At 52.8% G+C, this 22,853-nt stretch carries 24 protein-coding genes, 1 tRNA gene and 1 pseudogene; 11 read left to right on the top strand and 15 right to left on the bottom strand.

The annotated features are described in order from the left end of the window. Positions 1-39: 39 nt before the first annotated feature. The 4 genes from VMW13_09170 to VMW13_09155 form a co-directional block, all read right to left on the bottom strand. Positions 40-1,671 (bottom strand): CTP synthase, encoded by a 1,632-nt coding sequence (locus VMW13_09170; GenBank protein HUV44984.1) that lies wholly within the window; start codon positions 1,669-1,671, stop codon positions 40-42. Positions 1,672-1,805: 134 nt separating this feature from the next. Beyond that, a complete protein-coding gene (locus VMW13_09165; GenBank protein HUV44983.1) occupies positions 1,806-3,023 on the bottom strand; it encodes a CoA transferase in 1,218 nt (405 codons plus the stop codon). 5 nt (positions 3,024-3,028) lie between these two features. Then, on the bottom strand, positions 3,029-3,787 hold the full coding sequence (locus tag VMW13_09160) for an enoyl-CoA hydratase/isomerase family protein (protein HUV44982.1): 759 nt from the start codon (positions 3,785-3,787) through the stop codon (positions 3,029-3,031). A 35-nt stretch (positions 3,788-3,822) separates the two neighbouring features. Further along, positions 3,823-5,178 carry an aspartate aminotransferase family protein gene (locus tag VMW13_09155; GenBank protein ID HUV44981.1) on the bottom strand — a complete coding sequence of 452 codons (1,356 nt, stop codon included), beginning with the start codon at positions 5,176-5,178 and terminating at the stop codon, positions 3,823-3,825. A gap of 74 nt (positions 5,179-5,252) precedes the next feature. On the opposite strand from VMW13_09155, the gene VMW13_09150 reads away from it, so the two are divergent. The 6 genes from VMW13_09150 (at position 5,253) to VMW13_09125 (ending at position 10,743) form a co-directional block, all read left to right on the top strand. Continuing rightward, the gene (locus VMW13_09150; GenBank protein ID HUV44980.1) at positions 5,253-5,909 is read left to right on the top strand and encodes a CoA pyrophosphatase; all 657 of its coding nucleotides are present in this window, start codon (positions 5,253-5,255) and stop codon (positions 5,907-5,909) included. A 202-nt stretch (positions 5,910-6,111) separates the two neighbouring features. After that, on the top strand, positions 6,112-6,738 hold the full coding sequence (locus VMW13_09145) for a VTT domain-containing protein (protein ID HUV44979.1): 627 nt from the start codon (positions 6,112-6,114) through the stop codon (positions 6,736-6,738). 18 nt (positions 6,739-6,756) lie between these two features. Beyond that, positions 6,757-7,308: a methyltransferase domain-containing protein gene (locus VMW13_09140; protein HUV44978.1), complete on the top strand. Its 552-nt coding sequence runs from the start codon at positions 6,757-6,759 to the stop codon at positions 7,306-7,308. 14 nt (positions 7,309-7,322) lie between these two features. Continuing rightward, the gene (locus VMW13_09135; protein HUV44977.1) at positions 7,323-8,105 is read left to right on the top strand and encodes a hypothetical protein; all 783 of its coding nucleotides are present in this window, start codon (positions 7,323-7,325) and stop codon (positions 8,103-8,105) included. Positions 8,106-8,169: 64 nt separating this feature from the next. Further along, positions 8,170-10,626, top strand: coding sequence for an AAA family ATPase (locus VMW13_09130; protein HUV44976.1), 2,457 nt, complete (start codon positions 8,170-8,172; stop codon positions 10,624-10,626). Between the two features lie 41 nt (positions 10,627-10,667). Beyond that, positions 10,668-10,743, top strand: a tRNA-Ala gene (locus VMW13_09125). A 407-nt stretch (positions 10,744-11,150) separates the two neighbouring features. Here the strand turns inward: VMW13_09125 and VMW13_09120 are convergent. Beyond that, positions 11,151-11,315: pseudogene (locus tag VMW13_09120) on the bottom strand (transposase). A gap of 292 nt (positions 11,316-11,607) precedes the next feature. On the opposite strand from VMW13_09120, the gene VMW13_09115 reads away from it, so the two are divergent. Continuing rightward, positions 11,608-12,438, top strand: a complete 831-nt coding sequence (locus VMW13_09115; GenBank protein ID HUV44975.1) for a DUF1616 domain-containing protein — start codon at positions 11,608-11,610, stop codon at positions 12,436-12,438. A gap of 107 nt (positions 12,439-12,545) precedes the next feature. On the opposite strand, the gene VMW13_09110 is transcribed toward VMW13_09115, so the two are convergent. From VMW13_09110 to VMW13_09085, 6 genes are all read right to left on the bottom strand, one after another. Next, positions 12,546-13,175, bottom strand: a complete 630-nt coding sequence (locus VMW13_09110) for a glycosyltransferase family 2 protein (protein ID HUV44974.1) — start codon at positions 13,173-13,175, stop codon at positions 12,546-12,548. 201 nt (positions 13,176-13,376) lie between these two features. After that, the gene (locus VMW13_09105; GenBank protein HUV44973.1) at positions 13,377-14,060 is read right to left on the bottom strand and encodes a transaldolase family protein; all 684 of its coding nucleotides are present in this window, start codon (positions 14,058-14,060) and stop codon (positions 13,377-13,379) included. Continuing rightward, positions 14,030-14,650: an HAD family hydrolase gene (locus VMW13_09100; protein HUV44972.1), complete on the bottom strand. Its 621-nt coding sequence runs from the start codon at positions 14,648-14,650 to the stop codon at positions 14,030-14,032. Before VMW13_09100 ends, VMW13_09105 begins: the two co-directional genes overlap by 31 nt. A 5-nt stretch (positions 14,651-14,655) precedes the next feature. Further along, a complete protein-coding gene (locus tag VMW13_09095; protein ID HUV44971.1) occupies positions 14,656-15,255 on the bottom strand; it encodes an SIS domain-containing protein in 600 nt (199 codons plus the stop codon). Between the two features lie 30 nt (positions 15,256-15,285). Further along, positions 15,286-16,272 carry a GHMP kinase gene (locus tag VMW13_09090; protein ID HUV44970.1) on the bottom strand — a complete coding sequence of 329 codons (987 nt, stop codon included), beginning with the start codon at positions 16,270-16,272 and terminating at the stop codon, positions 15,286-15,288. Further along, entirely contained in the window at positions 16,269-16,955 is a 687-nt protein-coding gene (locus VMW13_09085) for a sugar phosphate nucleotidyltransferase (protein ID HUV44969.1), read from the bottom strand. Before VMW13_09085 ends, VMW13_09090 begins: the two co-directional genes overlap by 4 nt. Positions 16,956-17,392: 437 nt before the next feature. Here VMW13_09085 and VMW13_09080 point away from each other — a divergent pair, with 437 nt between their 5' ends. Next, entirely contained in the window at positions 17,393-17,869 is a 477-nt protein-coding gene (locus VMW13_09080) for a hypothetical protein (GenBank protein HUV44968.1), read from the top strand. Next, positions 17,870-18,328 (top strand): SIS domain-containing protein, encoded by a 459-nt coding sequence (locus VMW13_09075; GenBank protein HUV44967.1) that lies wholly within the window; start codon positions 17,870-17,872, stop codon positions 18,326-18,328. Positions 18,329-19,596: 1,268 nt separating this feature from the next. Here the strand turns inward: VMW13_09075 and VMW13_09070 are convergent. Both VMW13_09070 and VMW13_09065 read right to left on the bottom strand, forming a co-directional pair. Further along, entirely contained in the window at positions 19,597-19,893 is a 297-nt protein-coding gene (locus VMW13_09070) for a hypothetical protein (GenBank protein ID HUV44966.1), read from the bottom strand. Next, the gene (locus VMW13_09065; protein HUV44965.1) at positions 19,890-20,153 is read right to left on the bottom strand and encodes a hypothetical protein; all 264 of its coding nucleotides are present in this window, start codon (positions 20,151-20,153) and stop codon (positions 19,890-19,892) included. Before VMW13_09065 ends, VMW13_09070 begins: the two co-directional genes overlap by 4 nt. A gap of 174 nt (positions 20,154-20,327) precedes the next feature. Between VMW13_09065 and VMW13_09060 the strand changes: the two genes are divergently transcribed. Next, positions 20,328-20,492 (top strand): hypothetical protein, encoded by a 165-nt coding sequence (locus tag VMW13_09060; GenBank protein HUV44964.1) that lies wholly within the window; start codon positions 20,328-20,330, stop codon positions 20,490-20,492. 60 nt (positions 20,493-20,552) lie between these two features. On the opposite strand, the gene VMW13_09055 is transcribed toward VMW13_09060, so the two are convergent. After that, entirely contained in the window at positions 20,553-21,287 is a 735-nt protein-coding gene (locus tag VMW13_09055; GenBank protein HUV44963.1) for a DDE-type integrase/transposase/recombinase, read from the bottom strand. Then, complete coding sequence (locus VMW13_09050; GenBank protein ID HUV44962.1) at positions 21,256-21,600, bottom strand: hypothetical protein; 345 nt, start codon at positions 21,598-21,600, stop codon at positions 21,256-21,258. The genes VMW13_09055 and VMW13_09050 overlap by 32 nt, the downstream gene beginning before the upstream one ends. A gap of 365 nt (positions 21,601-21,965) precedes the next feature. Between VMW13_09050 and VMW13_09045 the strand changes: the two genes are divergently transcribed. After that, positions 21,966-22,424, top strand: a complete 459-nt coding sequence (locus VMW13_09045; protein ID HUV44961.1) for an NUDIX domain-containing protein — start codon at positions 21,966-21,968, stop codon at positions 22,422-22,424. The last annotated feature ends 429 nt before the right edge of the window (positions 22,425-22,853 follow it).

Below are 22,853 nucleotides of genomic sequence, written 5' to 3'. Positions count from 1 at the left end.
AGGCTCGAAGGCTTACCGGGAATATTTTCTTGTAGGTAACTAGGAAAGAGGCAGCAATGGCTGGTCCCCTTCCCGGAGTACGCCTTTAGCAGCACCGATGAAATCACGGAACAGTGGGTGAGGACGGTTCGGACGAGAGCCGAACTCCGGGTGGAACTGGCAGCCAAGCATCCACGGGTGGTCAGCCAGTTCGCATATCTCCACAAGTTTGTTATCGGGCGATAGCCCGCTCAGAATCATACCTTTCTCTTCCAGTTGGGTGCGGAAATCATTATTGAACTCGTAGCGATGCCGGTGGCGTTCCTGAATCAGGCTCTCGTCGTAAGCGGCGGCAGCGCGACTGTGGTCAAGCAAGCGGCACGGGTAGTTGCCCAGGCGCATGGTACCGCCCTTGTCCTGCATATCCTGTTGTTCCGGCATCAGGTCAATGACCGGATACGGCGTAGTTTCATCAAACTCACTTGAGTTCGGTCTGTCCGACTCCAGGGCATAGCGGGCGAACTCAATGACCATCACGTGTAGACCGAGGCACAGCCCGAGGTACGGGATGTTATTCGTCCGTGCATAGCCGGCCGCCTTGACCATGCCTTCTATCCCTCTGATACCAAAACCACCGGGGACGATAATTCCCTGAGCCGAGCGTAGTGCCGCCTGGACATCACCTTCTTCCAGGTTTTCCGACTGTACCCAGGAGAGATTAAGGTCTCTATCGTGGTAAAGGGCGGCATGATGTAGTGCCTCACGCACCGAGAAGTAGGCGTCCTTCAACTCCACATATTTCCCTACCAAGACTATGTTGACCGGTTCATGCGGTTCCTTGAGGCGCTTGACCATCTCCTCCCACTCGCTCAGTTCGGCTTTCCTGGCGTCAAGCCCGAGCTTGCTAATAACCAGTTGGCCCAGACCTTCCTCCTCGAGGAGCAGCGGTACCTCGTAGATAGTAGGGACGGTTGGCAGGGGTATTACCGCTTCCCTCTCGACGTCACAGAACAGTGATATCTTGTCCCTGATTCCCTCGGATATGGGAAGGTCACTGCGGCATACTATGATGTCCGGCTGGATACCGATGCGGCGCAGTTCATTGACGCTGTGCTGGGTAGGCTTCGTCTTCAGTTCCTGGGTAGATTTCAGGTATGGCAACAGGGTAACGTGGACATAGAGTACATTGTCACGCCCGACATCGTTTCTCATCTGCCGCAAGGCCTCCAGGAAGGGCTGCCCCTCAATATCACCTACAGTACCGCCTACTTCAATGATGACTACGTCAGCCCGGGACTGCTCCGCCAGTCGCCGGAACTGGTCCTTGATAGCGCCGGTAACGTGAGGTATCACCTGTATTGTGCCCCCAAGGAAGTCACCACGCCTCTCCTTGGCGATTACTTCACTGTAAATCTGGCCCGAGGTGACGTTAGAGTCCGCGGTAAGGTTAGTGTCAACGAAACGTTCGTAGTTACCGAGGTCAAGGTCGGTCTCGGCGCCATCCTGGGTAACGAAGACCTCACCATGCTGATAGGGTGACATCGTTCCCGGGTCAACATTGAGATACGGGTCCAGCTTCTGGATAGACACGGTAATCTGACGGCTCTTCAGGAGTGTACCAATCGAAGCGACAGTTATTCCCTTGCCAACGGAACTAACTACGCCACCGGTTACAAAGATGTACTTCGACATAAGGGGAATCAAACTATCAGGTTATGGAGTGACCGTGTGTATGGTGAGTTCGTGGGAATAGAGAAACAGGAACCAAGTAATATCTGATTATAAAAGGGTAAACGTGAAAATGTCAAGTTTTTGTATCTGAGCCGTCATCTTACCACCTGCTCATCACGTAACTGCTGTATCTGCTGCGGCGTGTAGTTGAGCAGGTCACGCAGGATTTCTTCGGTGTGCTGCCCCACGGTGGGTGTCGTGCCCACTATTGTCTCGCTGCGGCTGAGCTTGATGAGCTTCCCGCTGGCATGTGCCGTACCGGCGACTGCATCGGGGACCTCCACGAGCAACTCCCGCTCCCAGAGTTGGGCACTCTCTGCCGCCTGCGGTATATCGTTCACCGGGGCACAGGGGATACTGGCCTCAGACATGGTGTCTACCGCTTCCGTTGTAGTCAAGGTGGCGAACCACCGGGCCAGTTCATCCTCCACCACGACGGCGTTCTTTGCCCGTTCCGCGCGGCTGGCGAAACGGGGGTCGTCCACCCACTCCGGCTTATCCAGAATCTCACAGAGCCTGGGCCAGATATTCTGGTTGGGGGCCACCAGGAGTGCCCAGCCGTCAGTGGTCCGGTAGACATTACACAGGGCACCGGCATTTCGGCTCCCCTGGCGCTCAGGAACGCTGCCATTCCCCAGGTAGGTGGCTATCGGTATCTCGGTAAGGCTGAAGCCGGTATCAGCCAGGCAGACGTCTATCTCCTGCCCCTTTCCGGAGAGTTCCCGCTCGCGAAGTGCCGCAAGCACGCCAATAGTGCCATGCAACGCCGTGATACGGTCAATAATAGGCATGGTGGTAATAGTTGGTGGGGTTTCCGGGTAACCCGTAAGCTGCATTAGACCACTGATTGCCTGGCCGATGGGGTCGAATCCAATGCGGTCCCGGAAAGGACCGTACTGCCCGTAGGCGGAGACGTTCAACATGACTATCCCCGGGTTAAGGGAACAGAGTGTTTCGTAGGAGAATCCCATCTTCTTGATTGTACCGGGGCGGAAGTTCTGGATGAGAACGTCAGATATCTTTATCAGTTCCCGCAGGACGGCTTTTGCTTTCTCATTCCGCAGGTCCATTGCCAGGCTCTTCTTGCCGCTGTTATACTGCACCCAGTACGGGTTCTGTCCACGAACTGAGCCCGTACTGCGCAGACCCCGGCTTTCTTCCCCGTCCAGGGCTTCTACCTTGATGACCTCGGCGCCCAGACGGGCAAGCACGAGTCCGGCCCTCGGTCCCGCCTGGTAGCGGCCGAGGTCGAGTACGCGGATACCTTCCAGTGCCGTCCTGGGAGCTGCTATTTCCCTGTCCTCCGTTCCCATTGTAGCTACTTAGACGTGCGTTTAAGGAAGCTGCTGAAGCTCTCTCTGGCCGGGGGTGAATCCACGGAGCGGGCCACTATTTCAGCCTCATTGCGCTGCATCTCGCGCCAGCTTAGACCGATATCCTTCACCATTATTTCCCTGATCGCCTGCACGGCTGCGGTATCATTACCGGCGATGAGCTGGCCCATCTCGATGGCGGTCTTCATCAGCTCTGCTGAGGGCACCAGCCTGTTGAGCAGCCCGATGCGGTAAGCCTCTTCGGCCTCGACCACGCGGCCGGTGAAGAGGAGTTCCTTGGCCATCGGCCAGCCGATCATCAACGGCAGGCTCCAGGTGGAGTTAACCCGACTGTACGTGACTGCCAGGAAGCGAAATCTGGTGCGTTCACAACCGATGCGGATATCGAAGATGGAGGACATCAGGGCACCGCCCCCGTAGGCAAGCCCGTTGATGGCCCCAATGGTGGGCTTCTTGTATGCCGCCAGGTGCCATGTCCAATCGGTGCGGCGTACATCACGTTCCTGGAGCCGTTCCGCAGGCATCTCTGCCATCTCGTGGATGTCCGCTCCGGCGGAGAAGGCCTTTTCCCCGGTACCGGTTATAACGACTACCTTCACCTCCTCGTCTTCTTCAAACTGGGTGAGTGCCCGGTCGAATTCGGCGAAGAGGGTAAAGCTCAGGGCGTTGAGCCGTTCCGGACGGTTCAGCGTGATTATGCCGACGCCGTTCTGCTTCTCAAGAAGTAGTGTCTCGTATGTCAAGGGTTGCCTCCGTTACTCTATTGTTGCCGGAGTGTCTAGCCCGGCGTAAGGCCGTCAATAATCGGATGAAGGATATCCAATGCCCGGTCCACTTCCCGGGACGTAACCGTCAGGGGTGGAGCGAAGACGACCCTGTCGCTGGGGGTACCGCCGATTCCAGACACGCGGACGAAAAGCCCCTGCTCCAGTGCCCGGTCCTGAATCTTCTGCATTACGTTCAGCCCCGGGTCGAATGGTCTCTTTGTAGCCTTGTCGGCCACTATTTCGATGCCCAGCATCAGGCCCAGCCCGTTGGCGCCTCCCACGCAGGGCAGCGGTCCGAAGTCCCGAATCAGGCGTTCCAGGGCATACTTGCCCATGCTGGCAGCATTCTCAGCTATCCTGTCCCGTACGTATATCTCCATCGCTTTGGTCGCTGCGACAGCACACACAGGGTGCCCGGAATAGGTGTAGGCAACGAAGTTGCGGCCCTTTACTGCCTCCCAGATGTCATTGCTGAAGGCCACGGCACCAAAGGGCAGGTAGGCACTTGTAATACCCTTGGCCATGGTGATTATGTCCGGCCTGATGCCCCAGTGTTCCATGGCGAACATCTTTCCAGTCCTGCCGAAACCGGTCATGACTTCATCGGCAATCAGGAGGACATCGTACTTCGTGCAAATCTCCCTTACCATTGGCCAGTACTCGGGAGGAGGAGCAAGCATCCCGCCGACACCGAGGACGGGTTCGGCCATGAAAGCAGCTATATTGTCAGGGCCTTCTTTCTCAATGACTTCGGCCAGGAACCGGGCGCACTGGATACCACAGCGGGGGTATTCCTGGTTGAATGTGCAGCGATAACAGTAGTGTGAGGGTATGCGAATAAAGCCGGGCAACGAACCCAGACCCCTCTCATAGGAACCCTTGCCGGAGCCGGTGGCGGTCAATGCAGCGCTGGTGATGCCATGATACGAATCGTAGAGGCTGATGACCTTGTGCTTGTCGCTCCCTCTGGCGTGCCAGTAGAAGCGGGCCAGCCTTATTGCAGAATCGATACTCTCGGAACCGCCGGTGGTAAAGCTGAAATGGTCCAGTCCCGGTGGCACCAACTCACCCAGCTTCTGGCCACACTCGACGATAGCCACGTTGGAGAACCCGTGGAACAGCATAGCATACTGCGTCCTGGCCAGCTCCTCGCTGATGGCGTCGATAATCTCTTGCTGTCCGTAGCCCAGATTGACACAGAGCAACTGAGATGCCCCGTCGATATACTCCTTCCCTTCCGTGTCCTGGAAAAATATGCCGTGGCTCTTTTCGGTCACTATGCCAATGTTGCCACCGATGGGCCACCGGCCGTGCACGATGTGCTCCCGGTCCCACCTGAGAAGCTCCTCTGTCCTTCTGCCTTGCATGGTTGTGCTCCTTATTGGCTGAGCTATGCGCAAGCCATCTTGTTACTGAACACTTTAGGTAGGTGGAGCGCCTTTTGTCAAGCTTCGCTGTGTCGGCGACACTCTGTGTCGGCGGGGGTTTGTTTCCGCTGTGGGACAGTGCTACCATAGGAACCATGAAGGAGAGACTGAAGCAGACCCTTTCCCGGAGAAAGAAGCTCCACATCACCGATACCCGGCGCGTGTCATCGGCGGTACTACTGCCGCTCTATCTCAAGGATGGAGAGTACCATCTCCTGTTCATCCAGAGGACTACGAGGGTACGGGACCACAAGGGCCAGATATCTTTTCCCGGCGGCGCTTACGAGGAAGAGGACATTGCATTTCGCAAGACAGCCCTGCGTGAGACAGAGGAAGAGGTCGGCGTGGCCGAGAGCGACGTCGAGGTGCTGGGGGAACTGGACGACATCCGCACAATCGGCTCCGGCTATGTTATCTCTCCCTTTGTGGGAATCATTCCCTGGCCCTATGACATCAAGGTGGACCAGTGGGAGACCGAAGAGGTAATCGAAGTCCCCCTGGCAGCTCTCCTGGACAAGGACAATGTCCGGGAGGATACGGATATCCTCGAAGGTGAGGTGGTACCCACCTTTTTCTACCATTACCAGGGCAAGGTGATATGGGGTGCCACTGCCCGAATACTGAGACAGTTTCTCGGCATCCTGGCCGATATCGGTGAGGAATGCCCTTAGATGGTTGCTCCTGAAAGGCCGTGGGCTCTTCAGTTTACGTCGTGATGCATGCCTTCCCATTCATAAGAAAGGCCGCTCTTTAGCGGTACCGGGGCTGTTGTGATGCTTCTGCTCACGTTTGTCTTGTGCCAGCGGAGATAGTCTTGCTATAATTGGATGAATACTGGAAGGAGCCTTACTACAGCGTAGTAATACCACGATTATGGAGCAGCAGGCTAAGCGAAAGTGGTCGAAAAAGGAACTGTGGGTCGGTGGTTTGGCCATCGTTGTCACGATTGCCCTTTGTGCTGCCGCTATTTGCTATAAAGATGATTTAATGGGTAACACCTATGTTGCCAGGTTTGGCTTGCTGGGTGCATTGATTGTCGCTTTTATTGCCGGTAGTACTTTTAGTGTAACGGCTATCCCGGTCCCCTACTGGCTCGTAGTATTCACTCTCCCGGGCACATTAGCCAGCGAGTATGGGATTTTAGCGCCGGTGTGGGTCGGATTGCTATCCGGATTAGGAGCCAGCCTGGGACAGTTGATTACTTTCCTTATCGGTTACGGAGGTAGAGGTATTTCCGAGAAAATCACCAGCAAATTCAGCAGCAGCTTTTATGACAGGGCGATAGCATGGGCTGAGCGGCATGGTTCACTGGCGGTATTTCTCATGTCATTACTGGTCAATCCACTCCACCTGCCGATGACGATTGCCATAGCCGCACTACGATATCCCCCCCACAAGTTCTTCTTCTTCTCCTTTCTGGGTACCGGTCTGAAGAGTCTGATAATCGCCTTCTGCGGCTACTACGGACTGAAGTCTCTATTCTCCTGGCTGGGAGTATAGGACAGAGGGGTTATACATATGGCGTTGACTGTCCTTTACGTGGTATTGGGGTTTCTGGTTGTCGTGGGTATCTGGCAGCTTGTAGTCTGGATGCTTGAGATACAGGACAAGAACCGGAAATACCGGACAGCTACCAGCCTGGCCCGGGAGAGAACCAGACCGCTCCTGGTAGCCGGTGGACCGTGGGGTGGCAAACAGGCGCGTCACTGGTTTAACAAGCCGGCGCACGGTGAAGGGGATGTCTGCCTTGATATTGACCGCCGGGCGATAGACGGCCACCCGTGTGCCGTCGTTGCCAGCGTTACCCATATCCCGTTCTCAGATAATACCTTTGGCGCTGCATTTGCCAGCCACCTGCTGGAACACCTGCCGACCGGTTGTAAAGGCAGGCAGGCACTGGATGAACTCAACCGGGTGGCTGAGACCGTCTTCATTGTCTACCCGTCCCGGCAGTCTATCGCCGGCTGGATAATACCGGAACACCATCTCTGGGTCTGGCAGGAAGGGGACAGGACCTTTCTCAAGCAAAGGGGAAAGCCGGGCGCCGTAGAAGAGGAGTATCACCGCTGAAAGAGCAACCGGACATGACCAGCATGAAGTTAGAGTTGCAGGTAGAGATTGAGCGTCTGGCGGAGCGACTGCTTGGTCGTGAGGACGGAAAGCGGGCAGACTTCATCGGGAGGGTCACGGAGACGTACAACAGGGCTATTGGAAAGGAAGTTCTCGTGATTCACAACCCCGGAGGGTGGGGGAATACGCTGCTGGAGTTGTGCCTGGACTGGGAGAGGAGCATCGTCACCGGAGTTACCGAGACGATGGATGAGCTCGGGCTCACCTGGGCGCTGACCCAGCACTTCCGCAGCGGCAACAGCTTCTGGTACCACATGCGGGACATAGGAAAGGAAGCGCGCTTCTTTCTGAAGAGTAAGTCCCGACAGGCGGAGATAATGGCGGAGGAACTGCGGCTGCTTATACGAAGCCTTCCTGAACTCAGAGTGGTGCTGGTAGGGGCCAGCCAAGGGGCAGCCTTCGGTAACGCCGTGATGCGGCAGCTCGGTGACAACAACCAGGTCTACAGCATTGAGCTGGGCATATTCTTCCCTCACATGTCCCACCGGGTAGTCACGGAAAGGACGCTGGCGATAGATACGAATGGAATGATGCCGGACCCCATGGCGCACCGGAATCTGAAGGCCGGCACCAAGGCCTACATGCTGGCGTTCCTGAGGTGGTTCAAATACCGGCTGCAGGGGAAGCCGGCCAAATTCACGCATTGCATCAATGTCCCGGGGCACGAGTATCGCTGGGAATACCCCGCTGTGCAGGAGAAGATAAGGGAGTTCCTGAAGGCGAACTTCGGGAACTGAAGCGGGACTTTTGTCACTGACGCCGTAACCGGGCGCCTGGCATAATTGAGCTGTTGGGAGGTAGATGATGAGGCAGGAGAGATTTACTGAGCAGGCGTGGGATGCGATTACCAGTTCGCAACAGCTTGTCGGGCAATTCCGTCATAACCAGTGGGATGTGGAACACATATTCCTGACTTTACTTCGGCAGGAGAGGGGTCTGGTAGGTGATATACTCCGGGACCTGGGCGTAAACGTAGAGGCGGTGCAGCGCGAGGCCGAAGCGACACTGGAGAAGATACCCAAGATTACCTACGAGGTTGGGCAGATATACGCAACACCACGAATAGCGGCGCTTTTTTCGGCGGCTGATGCCGAGTCGAGAAGGCTTCAGGACGAGTTCATCGGTACCGAGCATCTACTGATTGCCATAGCTGGTGAAGAAAAGGGTGAAGCAGCCGGTATTCTTGGCCGGTCTGGTGTTAACCAGGAAAAGGTATATTCAGCCCTTCAGAAGCTGCGCGGTGGTCACCGAGTAACCGACGCCCGGGCGGAGAGCAAGTACCGCTCACTGGAGAAGTACGGTCGTGACCTCACCGAGCTGGCGCGTCAGGGTAAGCTCGACCCGGTAGTCGGTCGTGAGGATGAGATAAAGCGCGTGATGCAGGTGCTCACACGACGCACCAAGAACAACCCGGTGATTGTCGGTGAGGCGGGAGTAGGCAAGACCGCGATTGCCGAGGGGCTGGCCCAGAAGATTGCCGCGGATGATGTGCCGAACTCTCTCAAGGGCCGTAAGGTAGTTGCCCTGGACATGGGGGCTTTAGTCGCGGGCACCAAGTTCCGCGGTGAGTTTGAGGAGCGGCTCAAGGCGGTGATGGATGAGGTCCGGCAGGGGGAAGGCGAGATAATACTGTTTATCGATGAGATACACACCGTGGTTGGTGCCGGCGCGGCCGAGGGAGCGATAGATGCCAGCAACATGCTGAAACCGGCGCTGGCGCACGGTGAGTTGCAGTGTATCGGTGCCACCACGCTTGATGAGTATCGCAAATTCATTGAGAAGGACAAAGCCCTGGAACGGCGCCTCCAGCCTGTCTTCCTTGGTGAGCCCACTGTTGAGGCCACTATCGAGATGCTGCACGGACTGCGCCCGCGGTATGAAGCTCACCACAAAATAAAAATCAGCGATGCTGCACTGGAAGCGGCCGCCCGTCTCAGCCAGCGCTACGTTTCGGATAGATACTTGCCGGACAAGGCGATTGACCTGATTGACGAGGCAGCCAGCAAGCTGCGCATTGATACCGAGAGTGCCCCGCCTGAGGTAAAGTCACTTGAACAGCGCCTCAAGCAGTTGACCAATGAGGAGGAAGCGGCCACGCAGCGAGAGGACTACGAGACCGCTGCCCAGCTCAAGGTAGAGCGGCTCCAGCTTGAGGAGGAGTACGACGGGGCTAAAAGCGAATGGCTGCAAAAGGAGAAAATCAGTGAGGTGGTCGATGAGAACGATATCGCCAGCCTGATATCCATCTGGACGGGTATTCCAATATCCCAGATGCTCGAGGGTGAGGCGGAGAAGCTGCTCTTCATGGAGGAGCGTATCCACGAGAGGCTGGTGAACCAGGAGGAGGCGGTCGTAGCCATCTCCGAGGCCATTCGCCGGAGTCGGGCCGGGCTGAAGGACCCCAGACGGCCCATCGGGAGCTTCATATTCCTCGGCCCGACGGGTGTCGGTAAGACGGAGTTGGCACGCGCCCTGGCCCAATTCCTGTTCGACGATGAGAATGCCATGGTGCGCCTGGATATGTCCGAGTACCAGGAGAGGCACACCGTATCACGCCTCATCGGTGCTCCACCCGGATACATTGGCTTCGAGGAGGGAGGGCAACTTACCGAGGCGGTGAGGCGTCGGCCCTACCGGGTCATCCTGCTCGACGAGATTGAGAAGGCACACCCCGAGGTGTTCAATACCCTGCTCCAGGTCCTCGACGACGGCCGCATGACGGACGGCCACGGGCGGACGGTGGATTTCAAGAATACCGTGATAATCATGACCAGCAACGCTGGCGTGGAGCTTATCCGGCGGGAGAGTGCCATCGGTTTTGCCGCAACGAGAAAGGGTGATTCCGGCGCTCAGAAGCGAGGCTACGAGGAGATGAAAGGGAAGGTTATGGCCGAAGTCAAAAAAACCTTCCGCCCCGAGTTTCTCAATCGACTGGACGAGACTATTGTCTTCCATGAGCTAACCGAGGAACAACTGAGGCAAATCGTGGAGCTGATGATCAAGGACCTGCAGGGGCGGTTGCTGGAGCGCAAGCTCAGCATTGAGCTGACCGAGGAAGCCAGGTCCTGGCTGGCAAAGGCAGGCTACGACCCGCAGTTCGGCGCCCGGCCACTGAGACGGGCTATTGAGCGCTACGTGGAGAACCCGCTGTCAACTCAGGTTCTCAGGGGTGAGTTCAACGAGGGCGATACCGTGGTGGTCGATGTGGAAGGGGACGAGCTGACTTTTACATCAAAGGCAGCGGAAGCACCGGCGTAGGGGTGGTAAAACCACACCCATAAGTTGTAGAATATAGTCATGGGGCTGTAGCTCAATTGGGAGAGCGATTGAATGGCATTCAATAGGTAAGGGGTTCGAATCCCCTCAGCTCCACCAGGGGTGACAATAGGCAGAACTCCTATTTGTTCTTTCTTCTTCCCGTCCGGTGGTACTGGCAGGTTGTAGTGTATCACGGCTTCGCTTCCGTCTATGACGATCTTCTCTATGAATGAACGGAGGAAGGTTTTACTCTCGGTAAAACTGGCCTCTTCCAGCACATTTCTCAGATCCTGAGCGTATGACTTCACCATCTCAACGTCTATGTGCTCGGGCCCTTGCGCCATCACTTCAGCCTCCGTCTGAATCCTGGCCTCGCTCAGTGTAGACCGTCAGCGATAATGGGACACAAAAGGGGTCACTAAAACCGTACACTCCAGGCGGGTGGCACAAGCTCCTTTAGAGGTAGTAGACTGACCAGAGAGTGAAAGGAGCGAGTTGTGTCCCAGGAAAACAAAGATAAAGCTGATGCCGGCGGCGCCCTCAGCCAGAGAATTCTTCCATTTGCAAATCTGACTGGGGTGAACCTCAAATCTATTGGCCAGTTCGGCTATTGTTTCTTCACCTTTTAATGCTTCCAGAGCTACTCTGGCTTTGAACGATGGGGTGTGCTTTCTTCGGTTCTGTTTCATGTTCTCCTCCTATTCCGTATTCATTATAGGAGCAGAACCCGCTCTTAACCATCTGTCCAAGTTTTAGGGACCACCTCAGATGCATCAAAGACTTTGGAGCAGGAACCAATCAGACTGGAATTCTTAGAGGAAATACTGGTTGCCTAAATGGATTGACTGAGATGGTACACCGGGGTAGTATATGGCCAGATCGAATTTCCACTAGTTATGGGATACAGCCTAGTCATACTACGACGTATCACATATGATATAATCGTACTAAATATCTTGTCCTGTTACGGAGTGTTTCAGTGTGAGGATAAGAACCAACCACATACTTCTATGCATAAATGCACTTACGCTTTTGCTAATTCTGTTAATCGCTTTTTTGCCCGATAATGTCTTGAGGATAATCCTGGGTCTGCCGTTCTTACTGTTCTTTCCGGGATACACTTCGCTTTCCGCTTTGTTCCCCAGAAGAGAGAGTCTTAATGACATCGAGCGTTTTGCTTTATCCTTTGGACTCAGTCTTGTCATAGTGCCGCTTATCGGGTTAGCTTTGAACTATACGTCATGGGGTATCACCCTGAATTCCATCCTCTACTCTCTCTCCGCTGTTGTGGCTATTACTTCAGCAATTGCGTGGTTGAGCCAACGGAGACTACTAGATGAAGAGAAGTTGGCGTTCCATATTGACCTTGCTTCATGGGGTAAGCGAAATTCAGTAGAAAAGATTTTATCCATTATTCTGGTATTCGTTATACTTGGTACGATTGGGGCCGTAGTATATACTGTTGCCGTGCCTAAAACGAGCGAGAGATTTACGGAGTTTTATGTATTGAATCTGGAGGGCAAGGCTAGTAATTATCCAACAGAGCTTAATTTGGGTGATACAGAGAACGTAACTCTAGGCATTATCAATCATGAGCAACAGGATGTGAGCTATAAGATTGAAACAAAGATAGATGGAATTGCAGTTAGCACTCTTGGTCCGATAGTTCTTAAAAACGACGAGAAATATGAGGCTATCGCCACTTTCAAACCCCGGGAGGTAGGGAATCATCAGAAAGTAGAGTTCCTGCTATTTAAAAATGAGTTAATCGATCCTTACATGCAGCTTCAAATATGGGTAGATGTAAAGTAGACTTTATGGGAAACTCGGGAGCTTGCTGTTTTAAGGGTAACATATCAACCAAATGAAATTGAAGGAATCTCAACTCTACAGATTTATCGCGGATATCATCGGAATCATTACGTCCACGGATAGAGCCAGGACACTTGTTCGCGTGCCACTTTATTCCAATGCCCTCTTTTTGGTGATGGCGAATGTGTCTGGCGCACTGCTCGGATTTGTTTTTCGTAGCCGTTAGTAGCAAGTTTCAGGTGCTGGAAAGCGCTTTTCCAGAAAGCATTATAGCCAGAACATATATCAGTGTATTTAGTACCATATAGAATATTTGATGTGATTGCGAGAATCTTATTGCCGAACCATCGGTGTTTGGACATATTCGGTGGACGACTGTGAGCCAAGCGTGTACCTTTAGCGAGGTCGTATCCATTGAGAAGGGGGGCAATAAATCTATCAATATCCTCCGGGTTGGTCTGACCGTCAGCATCGAGAGTAATAATGATATCACCAGTGGCCTGACTGACCCCGAATTTTATAGCATCACCCTTCCCTTTACCGGACTGATATAGCACTCTAATTTTAGGGCATAGCTTTTTTGCTACTTCAACAGTTGCATCGGTAGAATGTCCGTCAACAAGAAGGACCTCATTTACCGAACCCGGTATTTTAGGTAAAACATAGGGTAGGTTTTCCTCTTCGTTAAGGGCACATATAACTATAGTAATAGCGGGACAAGTTTCTTTTTTCCTCATTCCTTTTTATCAAACCTCTGCTAAATACCCGTCAGCTTGCTGGTGGGATGTAAGTGGCTCGCCGATAGACAAGGTAAAAGTGGTTGCATTAAACGCTTAGATTCTAGTATAACTGCGGTATGGGGATAAGAAGGATGAAGCATGCCGCATTGTATGTGGTCAGCGAAAGTGGGACAACCTTGAGGTCTGTTCATTGCCTAGTCAGCTTCCGATACTCTCCATCATCTCCAGGGCCTTCTGGGCGTCGTCAGTAAACTGTCTTACGGTTTCCCTGGTAAACCTATGGTCTGCCATCTTGTCCAGAAACTGCGGAGGGATAGTGACGACATGGGCGCCAGCCATTGCAGCGTTCAAGATGTCACCAACTGACCTGATGCTCCCGATGACCAGCCGGCTCTTGAAGTTCCATTGCTCTAGCCAGTCCGCTGCCATCCTGATGACCTCGGGTGCATCACCGCCCTCATCAGCAATTCTGCCGCCAAAGATGCTGATATAGCTCGCGCCAGACTTTGCCGCCAGAATCACCTGTCCCAATGACAAGGCGACCGTAGCGTTAACCCTTATTCCCTCTGCCTCGAGCCTACAAATTACACCATAGCAGGGTATACCATCCGGCGTAATCTGCGGTATCTTGACGACCATGTTCGGTGCCCAGGACGCAATCCTCTGCGCCTGGATAATCATTCCGTCAAGATCGTTTGTGGTTACTTCGACACTTGTAGGAAGCGGGTCAACCAGGGCAGCGATTGCCTTAGCCCCTCGCTCCAGGTTGTACATGCCATCTTTCAGCATGATGCTGGGATTGGTGGTAACACCATCTATCACTCCCATGCCAAGCCATCTCTCTATCTCACTTACACTCGCCGTATCAATGAAGATCTGCATGCTAAACCTTTCTTTCCGATGATAATCCCGACCGCCTCCGCCAGGTGTGTCGCGACGCCATCCGGCCTCGCATCCAGGTCATCCATCAGTCGACACACATCACACTTCATCCTGCCAAGGAGTATCGTCTGGCATCCGGCTGCTTTCCCAGCCAACACATCTGTCAGGCCATCTCCTATCATCCATGATTTGGACAAGTCTATGTCAAAGTCCCTTGCCGCTCGAAGGAGCAACCCCGGTTTGGGTTTCCGGCATTCACAACTGGTTCTCAGTTCTGCTACCACCGCCTCAGGGTGGTGCAGACAGTAGTACTCGCCGTCAAGGCAAGCTCCTCCTTTGGCCAGCTCTTCTTTCATTCTCTCCTTGATTCTGTCAAAGGCCTCCCGAGACATGTGTCCCTTGGCAATACCCGGCTGGTTCGAGACGAGGACCACCTTGTAACCATCATCACGCAACTGTCGGACTGCCTCAGTAACACCCGGAAGAAGTCTGAACTGGCCCACGGTGAACGGGGAATCGATTATACCATGCTCCTCGTAGTAGACGAGTTCGTTTATCACCCCGTCTCTGTCAAGGAATACTGCCGCCATACTGCTCAATTCTCCGCCAACCTCTCTCTGAGGCAGCTGCAGATGAGGTGCTCCAGTACCAGGTGGAAGGACTCAACGTGGGGGGTAGAGTCCACCGGAACAACAATTGAGACATCGGCCAGGTCTTTCATCGCTCCACCATCGAAGCCGCTCAATCCTATCGTCCTGCCCCCATTCTCCCGCATGTATTCCATTGCCTTAAGGAGATTCTGTGACCACGGTCCTGCCTTGTCCTTTCCCGAACCACCATGGACACTGATACAAATGAGGACATCGCCTTTCTGCGCTTTAGTCTTGAGCTGCTCGCTGAACAGGTTGTCAAAACCGTCATCATTGACAAGCGCGAGTACCAGCGGGATATTGTCGTTCAGACACTCCACCTTGAACCCTCTCTTGCCGGGTGGTGCAACAGTCTTCGTCAGGTCACAGGCAAAATGAGTTGCCGTGGAAGCAGAACCGCCGTTACCGCATGTGAAAACGTTATTGTTTTTCTTCCACGCATCAAAAAGGAGAGCAACGGCCTTATCTACGTCGGCTATTGAGAGCTCTCTGACAATCCTCGCTGCCTCTTTAAGATAGTCTTCAATGTATTGACTGCTCTTCACATGTATTGACTGCCCTTCACATGGCCTCCTCTACGTATCCACCAGAATCTTGGTACCCTCCGTGTCAAACCGGAACCTTTCCCATCTCAGACCGCGTTGCAGCATAGCCTTAATAACACTGTGCTTGTGACTGTTTTCGCAGTAGAACATTAGGAATCCGCCGCCGCCAGCCCCGATAAGCTTCCCACCAGCCGCACCGTTCTTTCGCGCAAGCTCATAATATTCGTCGATACAAGCGTCAGACATATTCTTGGAACGCTTCCTCTTTATCTCCCAGTGGGTATGGAGAAGCTCCCCTAATGCATCTGGCTTTCCATTCTCCAGGTACTTCCTCATCTCGAGGCCGATATCCTTGATGCGGTGAAGGTTGTTGATCATGTCAGGGTCGTCCTGTTTGGACTTGGTGTCCTGTTCGATAAGTATCTCAGAGGCACTCCTTTCCTTGCCCGTGAAAAAGAGAAGAACATTGGTCTCCAGCTGGTCAATCGTCTCACGCGAGACCCTCAGGGGCTCCACAAAGACTCTTCCATTCTTCTCGAACGTGAGACAGGTCAGCCCGCCGTAAGCAGCCATGTACTGGTCTTGCTTACCGATAGGTTCCCCTAGAATGTCGATCTCTATATGGCAGGCTTCTTCGGCAAGCTGACAGTGGCCTACGAAGTCCCGCTTGTATGCGTGTAGCGCGTTCAGTAGGGCAACAGTGAAGCTGGAAGAGGTACCCAGGCCGCAACCGGAGGGAATGTCCGCCGTGGAGTGCAGTTCTATCGCACTGTCAATTCCAAGAAGCATGAGCGCCGCTTTGAAAATCCTGTGCTCTATCTCGTCAATACTGTCTCTGATCTCTGCTTGAGAGTAGCTAAGGCGGATACTATTGTAGAACCTGTGATTGGCCAGGATGCTGCAGTACTTGTTGATCCCGCCAGCAATCAGAAACCCTCCGTGTTTAGAGTAATAAGATTCCAGGTCCGTTCCCCCACCACCGAGCGTAATCCTGGATGGAGCCCTTGAGAGTATCATGCTGCACTCCCGACAAACTTCCTGAAGTCTTTGAGTCCCTGTGGAGAGCCTATCTCGTAGAAGCGCTGCTCGACCTCGAAGGCCAGCAGGTCCTCCGTGGCAATAAGTCCACGAAAGATGTCTCCCAGCGAGTAAGACCGACCCTCTGGAATCATGTCCAAGACCTGTTTCCTGAAGACGTTAACTCCGTAGTCAATATAGACCATGTCCTCTGTTTTCACTTCCTTATCATACCGAGTGACGATCCTTCCGTTGAACGCCGTGTTGCTGCTGTCGAATCGGTCGTAGTTCCTGTAAACTGTCATCAGAGCCAACCTATCCTTAGAAAGAAAATGGCGTATTATTCTGCCAAAGTCAACAAAGACGTACGAATCCCCATACAGCGTGAAAAATGGGTCAGTAAGCAGAGGCTCAGCCTTCCTGAGAGCACCAGCAGTACCGAGGGGCGTCTTCTCAACGCTGTACCGGATATGCATCCCATACTTCTCCCCGTTTCCGATACACTCTTGAATCTGCTCTCCCAGGTATCCTATGCACAGAACGATGTCCTTAATTCCGGCCTGCCGAAGTTGCTCAAGCTGGTATTCGAGAAACGGCTTACCTTTGAACATCATTAGGGACTTGGGGCGGCTCTCGGTCAAGTATCCGAGCCTGCTCGCCAATCCTCCGGCAAGTATTGCCACCTGCATGTCAGCTCCACTGCGCCCACGAACTTTTGCCACACACGTCTATAGCCATCAATTGTATCTTATACTACTCACCTTTACCAATGCCAATATCAGGATGTGCGGGTGTCCAGAACACACTATACACTTTTCAGGTTACGTGGACGGTGAGTATATTGGAGAGACCCCTCGTGTTGACTTTACTACATGCCTGGCATAGAATTTTTCTATATGGTATAAGCAGGAACGCCCGCAGAGACGGGTACGGGATTCTTGAGGAGCAGACATGTGCGGTATAGTTGGCTACATCGGCAATAGGCAGGCCGCAGGTCACCCTACGAAAGGTCCAGGTCAGTAGACATGGTCAATCTTGATAGTTCAGAGAGCTACCAACAACCCGGTGTGGCACGGATGCTCTCTTACCTTCATGAGTTCCCGGAGCAGGCGCGGCTCGCGTGGGAAAGGTCATCGTCCTTAGCATGGGTGCTTCTGCCATTGGAGGCGAGATGGCCAGGAGTCTGGCACTTACTGAAGGCCGTGTACCCGTCCTCGTGCACCAGGACTACGGTCTGCCCTCGTTTGTCGACGAAGACACCCTGCTAATAGCCTCAAGCTACTCCGGGAATACCGAGGAGATTGTCTCCGCTTTCACTGCGGCAATCCGTAGTCCCGCCAGGAAGATAGCTATCACCACCGGAGGTCGACTCGGTGAGCAAGCCAGACAGGCAGGCATTCCCTCCTTCATCATAGAAGCAGAAGCACTTCCCAGAGCGGGCTTCCCGCACAGCTTCCTGCCTCTACTCAGCATTCTACAGAACGTGGATGCGCTGGCAGACCAGTCCATAAATGTCCAGGAGGCACTGACCTTGCTGTTTCGTGTGCAGTATGACTATCGAGAGGACACACCACTGATCTCCAACCCGGTAAAATAGCTGGCAGTCCGGCTTCCGGACCACATGATAGCAGTATATGGTGATGGTATACTGGCACCAGTTGCACGCCGATGGAAGACGCAACTCAACGAGAACAGCAAGACCTGGGCCGTATCCGAACAGTTCCCGGAGCTCAGCCACAATGTAGTCGTGGGTTATGAATCTACTTCTACTCTTAGAGAAAATCTATTCGTAATACTGCTGTACTCTGACCTGCTGCATCCACGAGTACAGCTTCACTATAAGGCTAATAGGAAACTACTTGAAAAGGTGGATATCAAGCATACCGTAGTGCAGTCCACCGGGAAAAGCCCTCTGGCCCAGATGATGAGCCTGGCTCTTTTTGGTGATTATCTCAGTTTATACCTGGCCGTGCTTGGTGGAATCGATCCCCGTCAGGTAGATGCTATTGAATACGTGAAAAAATACCTGACTCGTTTTCCCTTCCCAAAGAGTTGATTCGTGACTGAGAGGACGTATGTCTATCCGAATAATTAGCACACCCTAGCAAGCTGTGCAGCGGATACCAATCCAGTCCTCACCTTCACTCCTGTCATACAATTATACCGTGAGACTTGCCTGAGTTCCGGTAAATCAAAAAACGGGCTCATATATGAAGCTCTATAGTGTAGTACTCGTGTTACGTCAAAACAGAGTGTTACCGAACGAGTCTTTTTCAGGGGACAGGAATCATGGCATGATTGATTTGTATATGATAAGAAGATTCGCGAACATGCTTTTCCTGATAAATGCACTGACAGCACTTTTTATTATCATTCTCTCGATCTTTCCATCCAGTGCACTCCGCATCTCACCCTCGGGCTGCCTTTTCTACTTTTCTTTCCCGGCTACACACCTGTAATGGCCCTATTTCCCAAGGCAGACCACCTGGAGTATATAGAGATGATAGCTCTGAGTTTCGGGCTTTCCATGGTTATGGTGCACTCACTGGATTCCTCATGAACCTTGCTCCTCGGCGAATGGAGCTTCACACCATCCCGATCTCTGTCACTGGGGACCCTAGCTCAACAAGTGATACGATCACTAAGGGCACCCCACACGGATACACAAGAGCCTTGCCGACTAAGCTATACACCGATTACGTCGGTGTCACTTCTGACAAGGTTGGAGGTGAGGAATGCAAGTGCCCCGGCACCATGATTACGATGTGAGATCATTACAACGGTGCTCCTCCAGAGACATCAGGCTGTTATTGTTATGGAAGGTTCCTATTCCACGGGTCAGCTGTTCCTGCTGGAGTTACTGGAGTGCCACTATGATGTGAAGGGAATCTATCCCTTTGTCTAGAAGCGTTTCCGCGAGGTGCTTACCGAAGACCACACTGACAAAGCAGATGCAGATGGACCAGCGCCTATGGCTCTCTGGAAATAGGATCTAACTCCTGTCCGCTTTTCCGAAGAGTAGGTGCTATGTAAGGGTTTCACCCGACTGTGGGACCGAGTGGGGCGGGGGTCACCCGCTACCTTAACCGTCTCCAGGCCTGTCTTAGTGAGACCTATGGTAACAGCTATAAAACCCTCTTCCGGGGACTCTCTACCAAGAAGGCACTTCGATCAGGTATTGCGCCAGTTCCTCAAACCGTTCCTTACTTCGCATTCGGTCACCGCTCAGGAGGTAGATCCCCTCGACCGTCCGTTAGTGTCACATCAGAACCTCCTGTTTGCCATATTCTACCCCCGCGTAGCGCCACGACCTGGGGAGCCGCTTCACTTGCTCCCCCGAATGAGACGCTCCTGGTCTGGCGGTATCTGTTGGAGGAGCTCAAGGGGTAATGACCACCCCAGTACGGATGTCGCTTGCCAGAGGGCCTTGGTCCGTTCATCGAGCCGTCCCCAGCCGAAGGAATTGCTCTCCAACGTGGCCTGTGGCCCGGTCACTACCAGAACCTGCTGCCCGCCACGGACCTTCAGTTCAATCTGCACCGGCGGGGTGAGTTTATCCCGGTAGAGGCCTAGCACGGCCAGCCCTATGCTGCTTTGAGCGCTGTTATCGGTAATGATCAATTTTCTGTCAGACCCATGGCTGGCGTAGTATCCTCATTCTTCCACGCTATAAAGGTGTCTCGACTGTTGAGTAGCTCCTTGGCGGTCGCTCTGAACTCCATGACCGCGGACATTCTTGCCGCTGTCGAATTGGCCTTGACCACTTTGGTAAGGAGGTCGTACTTCCTCCTGACCAGCGCCACGTCTTCGGTTCTGACCAGTTCGGCGCTTTTCTCAAGAAGCTCAGCTATGATTTCGTAGTTCTTACTGGTTAAGTTCAATCGGGGTTGATTCACGATAACCGCCTGCTACGTTTGACCTGACTAATCGTCGGCATAGGTGGTGTGATACATGGTGTGCGTTTTGATATTCTAGAACGACGATGAAAATTCCTTATTCACCTTCTGCTTTGGTCTACCCGCTAAGAAATCACCCCTGGCAGGACAATTCCAGCCTTGAGTACAGTTCAGAGATTAACCAGGGGGTGTGGTGAAATTGTTGCCGACAACCATGCCGAAGAACTGGGCGGTTACTTCAGCAGCTTTCTTGACATTCTTCATTCCTTCGACTCTCCATGTTTGACATTCCGCCTATCCATCGATGGAATGGCACTCGACTAGTGGAGCGTCATCGGTTTTCCTGCTCATATTATTAGCAGTAGCTAAGTATCTATGCGCAGATTACATTGCGGCCAGCAGCGGTCCGTTGCCAGAGGCAAGTGCCCCATTCCGCTCATCCATCTTCAGCTTAAAATAAGCCGAGAATATGATATTCAATCCGATGGTCAGGTTGCCTTCCTCAAATGGCTTACTCTGAATATGTTTGGTCTCAGAGCCGAAGGTTAGTTCTATGCCGTCTATATAGGCTCTTAGGCGGTCAGTAACAACATCCTTCGGCACTTTGCCCACAGCTTTGGTAGCTTTCTCCATGAGCGCTTGAGCGTCTTTAGTTTTGCGGGTTTCCGATATATACGTAGCTAACAAGTATCTGGTATCAGCGTCTATAATGTCCCAAAACCAGATATTCTTACCACCAGACTTAATCACCGTTTCATCAGCTATCCACGTATCACCAACTTTTGGCCTGAACTCTTTAGCCTTGATTACGGCATCCCTTGAGAAGCGTACTACCCAATAGATGCCAGGCTCAGACATACGGAGTCCGTAGTCCTGCTCTATCTGGCGCTGTATGCTGTCCAGTGGCATCCCCCCGTAGTACATACCTACAGCAGAGGCGATAACCTTCACGGGCGTCCTCATCTTGGGCAGAGTGTCCTTGTCCACGAACTTGCGCTTGCAGACCTTGCACCAGTAACGCTGTATGCCACTGCGGGTGCCGTACTTACCGACGGCCTCAGAACCACAGTGTTTGCAGTTTATGTGGTCACTCTTCTGATGTGGTATTCTCTGAGCCATCTCGTGCCTCCAGTCGTGATAGTATGGCAGTATTTTGCTCTAGCGCCTTGTCCATACGTTCCAAGACTGCCTGTAGTTCTGCTTGCCGTTCTTGTTCTTTCCGCTCTGCTTTTCTTGTGTCTCTTATTAACCACCAACCTGAAAAGCCCAACACCACTAACGCAATCACTAGACCGGGCCATGAATTGACCATCTCTGTCATGATTGCCCCCCCACGCCCAGCCACCGCTTGCTCCAACGCATCCTTGGCGCAAAGACCAAGTGCGAGGAAAGCCGTAATGAATACCCCGACAACCACATCTCTTCTAACCAAAATTCTATCCCCCCAAACAATCGTTCAAGAGGGTTATACGCCCTACTGACCATTTTTAACCACCCTTGGATTAAATCCCCTCGTGCACTTTGTGGGAAATGGCCGAATCAGTTCTCATACTCCATATACTACATATGCGAAGTCACATAAATGTCACAAACCGCCCGGAGAGTATCAACAGAAAGTCACAGAAACACAACAGGTATCGTTCTGGAATTAGCGAACGGCAGTAGCGGGCAATTCGGCCTGCTGGCGTGTATTTTGGGAACTTAAGGGCATTATTGGAAACCTGTGAACTAAATCATTCAGAGTGTGCTATATTAACAATGCGGTTCAATTAGATATTACCCGTAGATATGAAAAATATGAGTAGAGAACAAAGAATTGCCACCGGAGCCATAATAATACAAGAGGAGAGAATTCTACTCGTCAGATATAATGATCGGCACAGTAGAAGTTACCTTGTTGGACCAGGTGGAGGTGTGCACGGCAACGACGAGAGTATTACCCAGGCTTTGATGAGGGAGGTGGAAGAGGAAACAGGACTCGAAGTAAGCCCCTATAAATTACTCTTCGTTGAAGATTTGCTTTCTAATCGCTATAGAATGGTCAAGATTTGGTTCCTCTGTAATATCGTCGGTGGGCAAGTGGAACAGACGCAAGGTGCAATTGATGAGGGGATAGTTGAAGTTGGGTGGTACAGAAGAGATGAACTTATAAATGGAGTCGTTTATCCACCAATTCTGATGAAAGAGAATTGGGAATCGTTTTTTGGTGACAATCGGGAATCAAAATACCTGGAGTTAAGAAACGCCGACTTCTAGCAGACTGATGAAAAAGGGGAGTACAGAGGGATTCCGGCCCTTCTCAGGGGCGCCCCCTTATGGCAGGGGTGTCTGGGCGTCATTCTTACAGAATGACGTTAGCAGAATCCGAAACCAGATTCTGGGGGTGTCCCCCAGATACAATCTTTTCCCCCTTCCGCAGAAGGCTCCTTCCTGGCCAGGAAGGGGGAGGCGGCCCAGATGGGCCGCACGGGGGTTGGTCGAAAGGGTTTTTCATCACCCTGTTAGTGTAGTGTCTCTAACATAGCTTTACAATGAGGCACCGGCTACTACGACGCATTATTGTCAACAATTATTGTAAAGAGAACTCGGAGACACTACACTAGGAAGGTACCACAAACTTCACACACAAATAGCCTGCAATGACCAATGTCTAAGTAGCTGAATTGGGAGGTACCTATGCTCAAG

The sequence above is a fragment of the Dehalococcoidales bacterium genome, from assembly GCA_035529395.1.
Classification (GTDB): domain Bacteria; phylum Chloroflexota; class Dehalococcoidia; order Dehalococcoidales; family Fen-1064; genus DUES01.
This window is presented reverse-complemented; position numbering and strand designations above follow the sequence as displayed.

What these genes read in the sequence shown, in the direction of transcription:
- VMW13_09170 (HUV44984.1), bottom strand. Translation starts at nt 1,671, where the DNA reads ATGTCGAAGTACATCTTTGTAACCGGTGGCGTAGTTAGTTCCGTTGGC.
- VMW13_09165 (HUV44983.1), bottom strand. Translation starts at nt 3,023, where the DNA reads ATGGGAACGGAGGACAGGGAAATAGCAGCTCCCAGGACGGCACTGGAA.
- VMW13_09155 (HUV44981.1), bottom strand. Translation starts at nt 5,178, where the DNA reads ATGCAAGGCAGAAGGACAGAGGAGCTTCTCAGGTGGGACCGGGAGCAC.
- VMW13_09145 (HUV44979.1), top strand. Translation starts at nt 6,112, where the DNA reads ATGGAGCAGCAGGCTAAGCGAAAGTGGTCGAAAAAGGAACTGTGGGTC.
- VMW13_09140 (HUV44978.1), top strand. Translation starts at nt 6,757, where the DNA reads ATGGCGTTGACTGTCCTTTACGTGGTATTGGGGTTTCTGGTTGTCGTG.
- VMW13_09135 (HUV44977.1), top strand. Translation starts at nt 7,323, where the DNA reads ATGACCAGCATGAAGTTAGAGTTGCAGGTAGAGATTGAGCGTCTGGCG.
- VMW13_09130 (HUV44976.1), top strand. Translation starts at nt 8,170, where the DNA reads ATGATGAGGCAGGAGAGATTTACTGAGCAGGCGTGGGATGCGATTACC.
- VMW13_09110 (HUV44974.1), bottom strand. Translation starts at nt 13,175, where the DNA reads ATGAGGAAAAAAGAAACTTGTCCCGCTATTACTATAGTTATATGTGCC.
- VMW13_09105 (HUV44973.1), bottom strand. Translation starts at nt 14,060, where the DNA reads ATGCAGATCTTCATTGATACGGCGAGTGTAAGTGAGATAGAGAGATGG.
- VMW13_09100 (HUV44972.1), bottom strand. Translation starts at nt 14,650, where the DNA reads ATGGCGGCAGTATTCCTTGACAGAGACGGGGTGATAAACGAACTCGTC.
- VMW13_09090 (HUV44970.1), bottom strand. Translation starts at nt 16,272, where the DNA reads ATGATACTCTCAAGGGCTCCATCCAGGATTACGCTCGGTGGTGGGGGA.
- VMW13_09055 (HUV44963.1), bottom strand. Translation starts at nt 21,287, where the DNA reads ATGGCTCAGAGAATACCACATCAGAAGAGTGACCACATAAACTGCAAA.
- VMW13_09045 (HUV44961.1), top strand. Translation starts at nt 21,966, where the DNA reads ATGAGTAGAGAACAAAGAATTGCCACCGGAGCCATAATAATACAAGAG.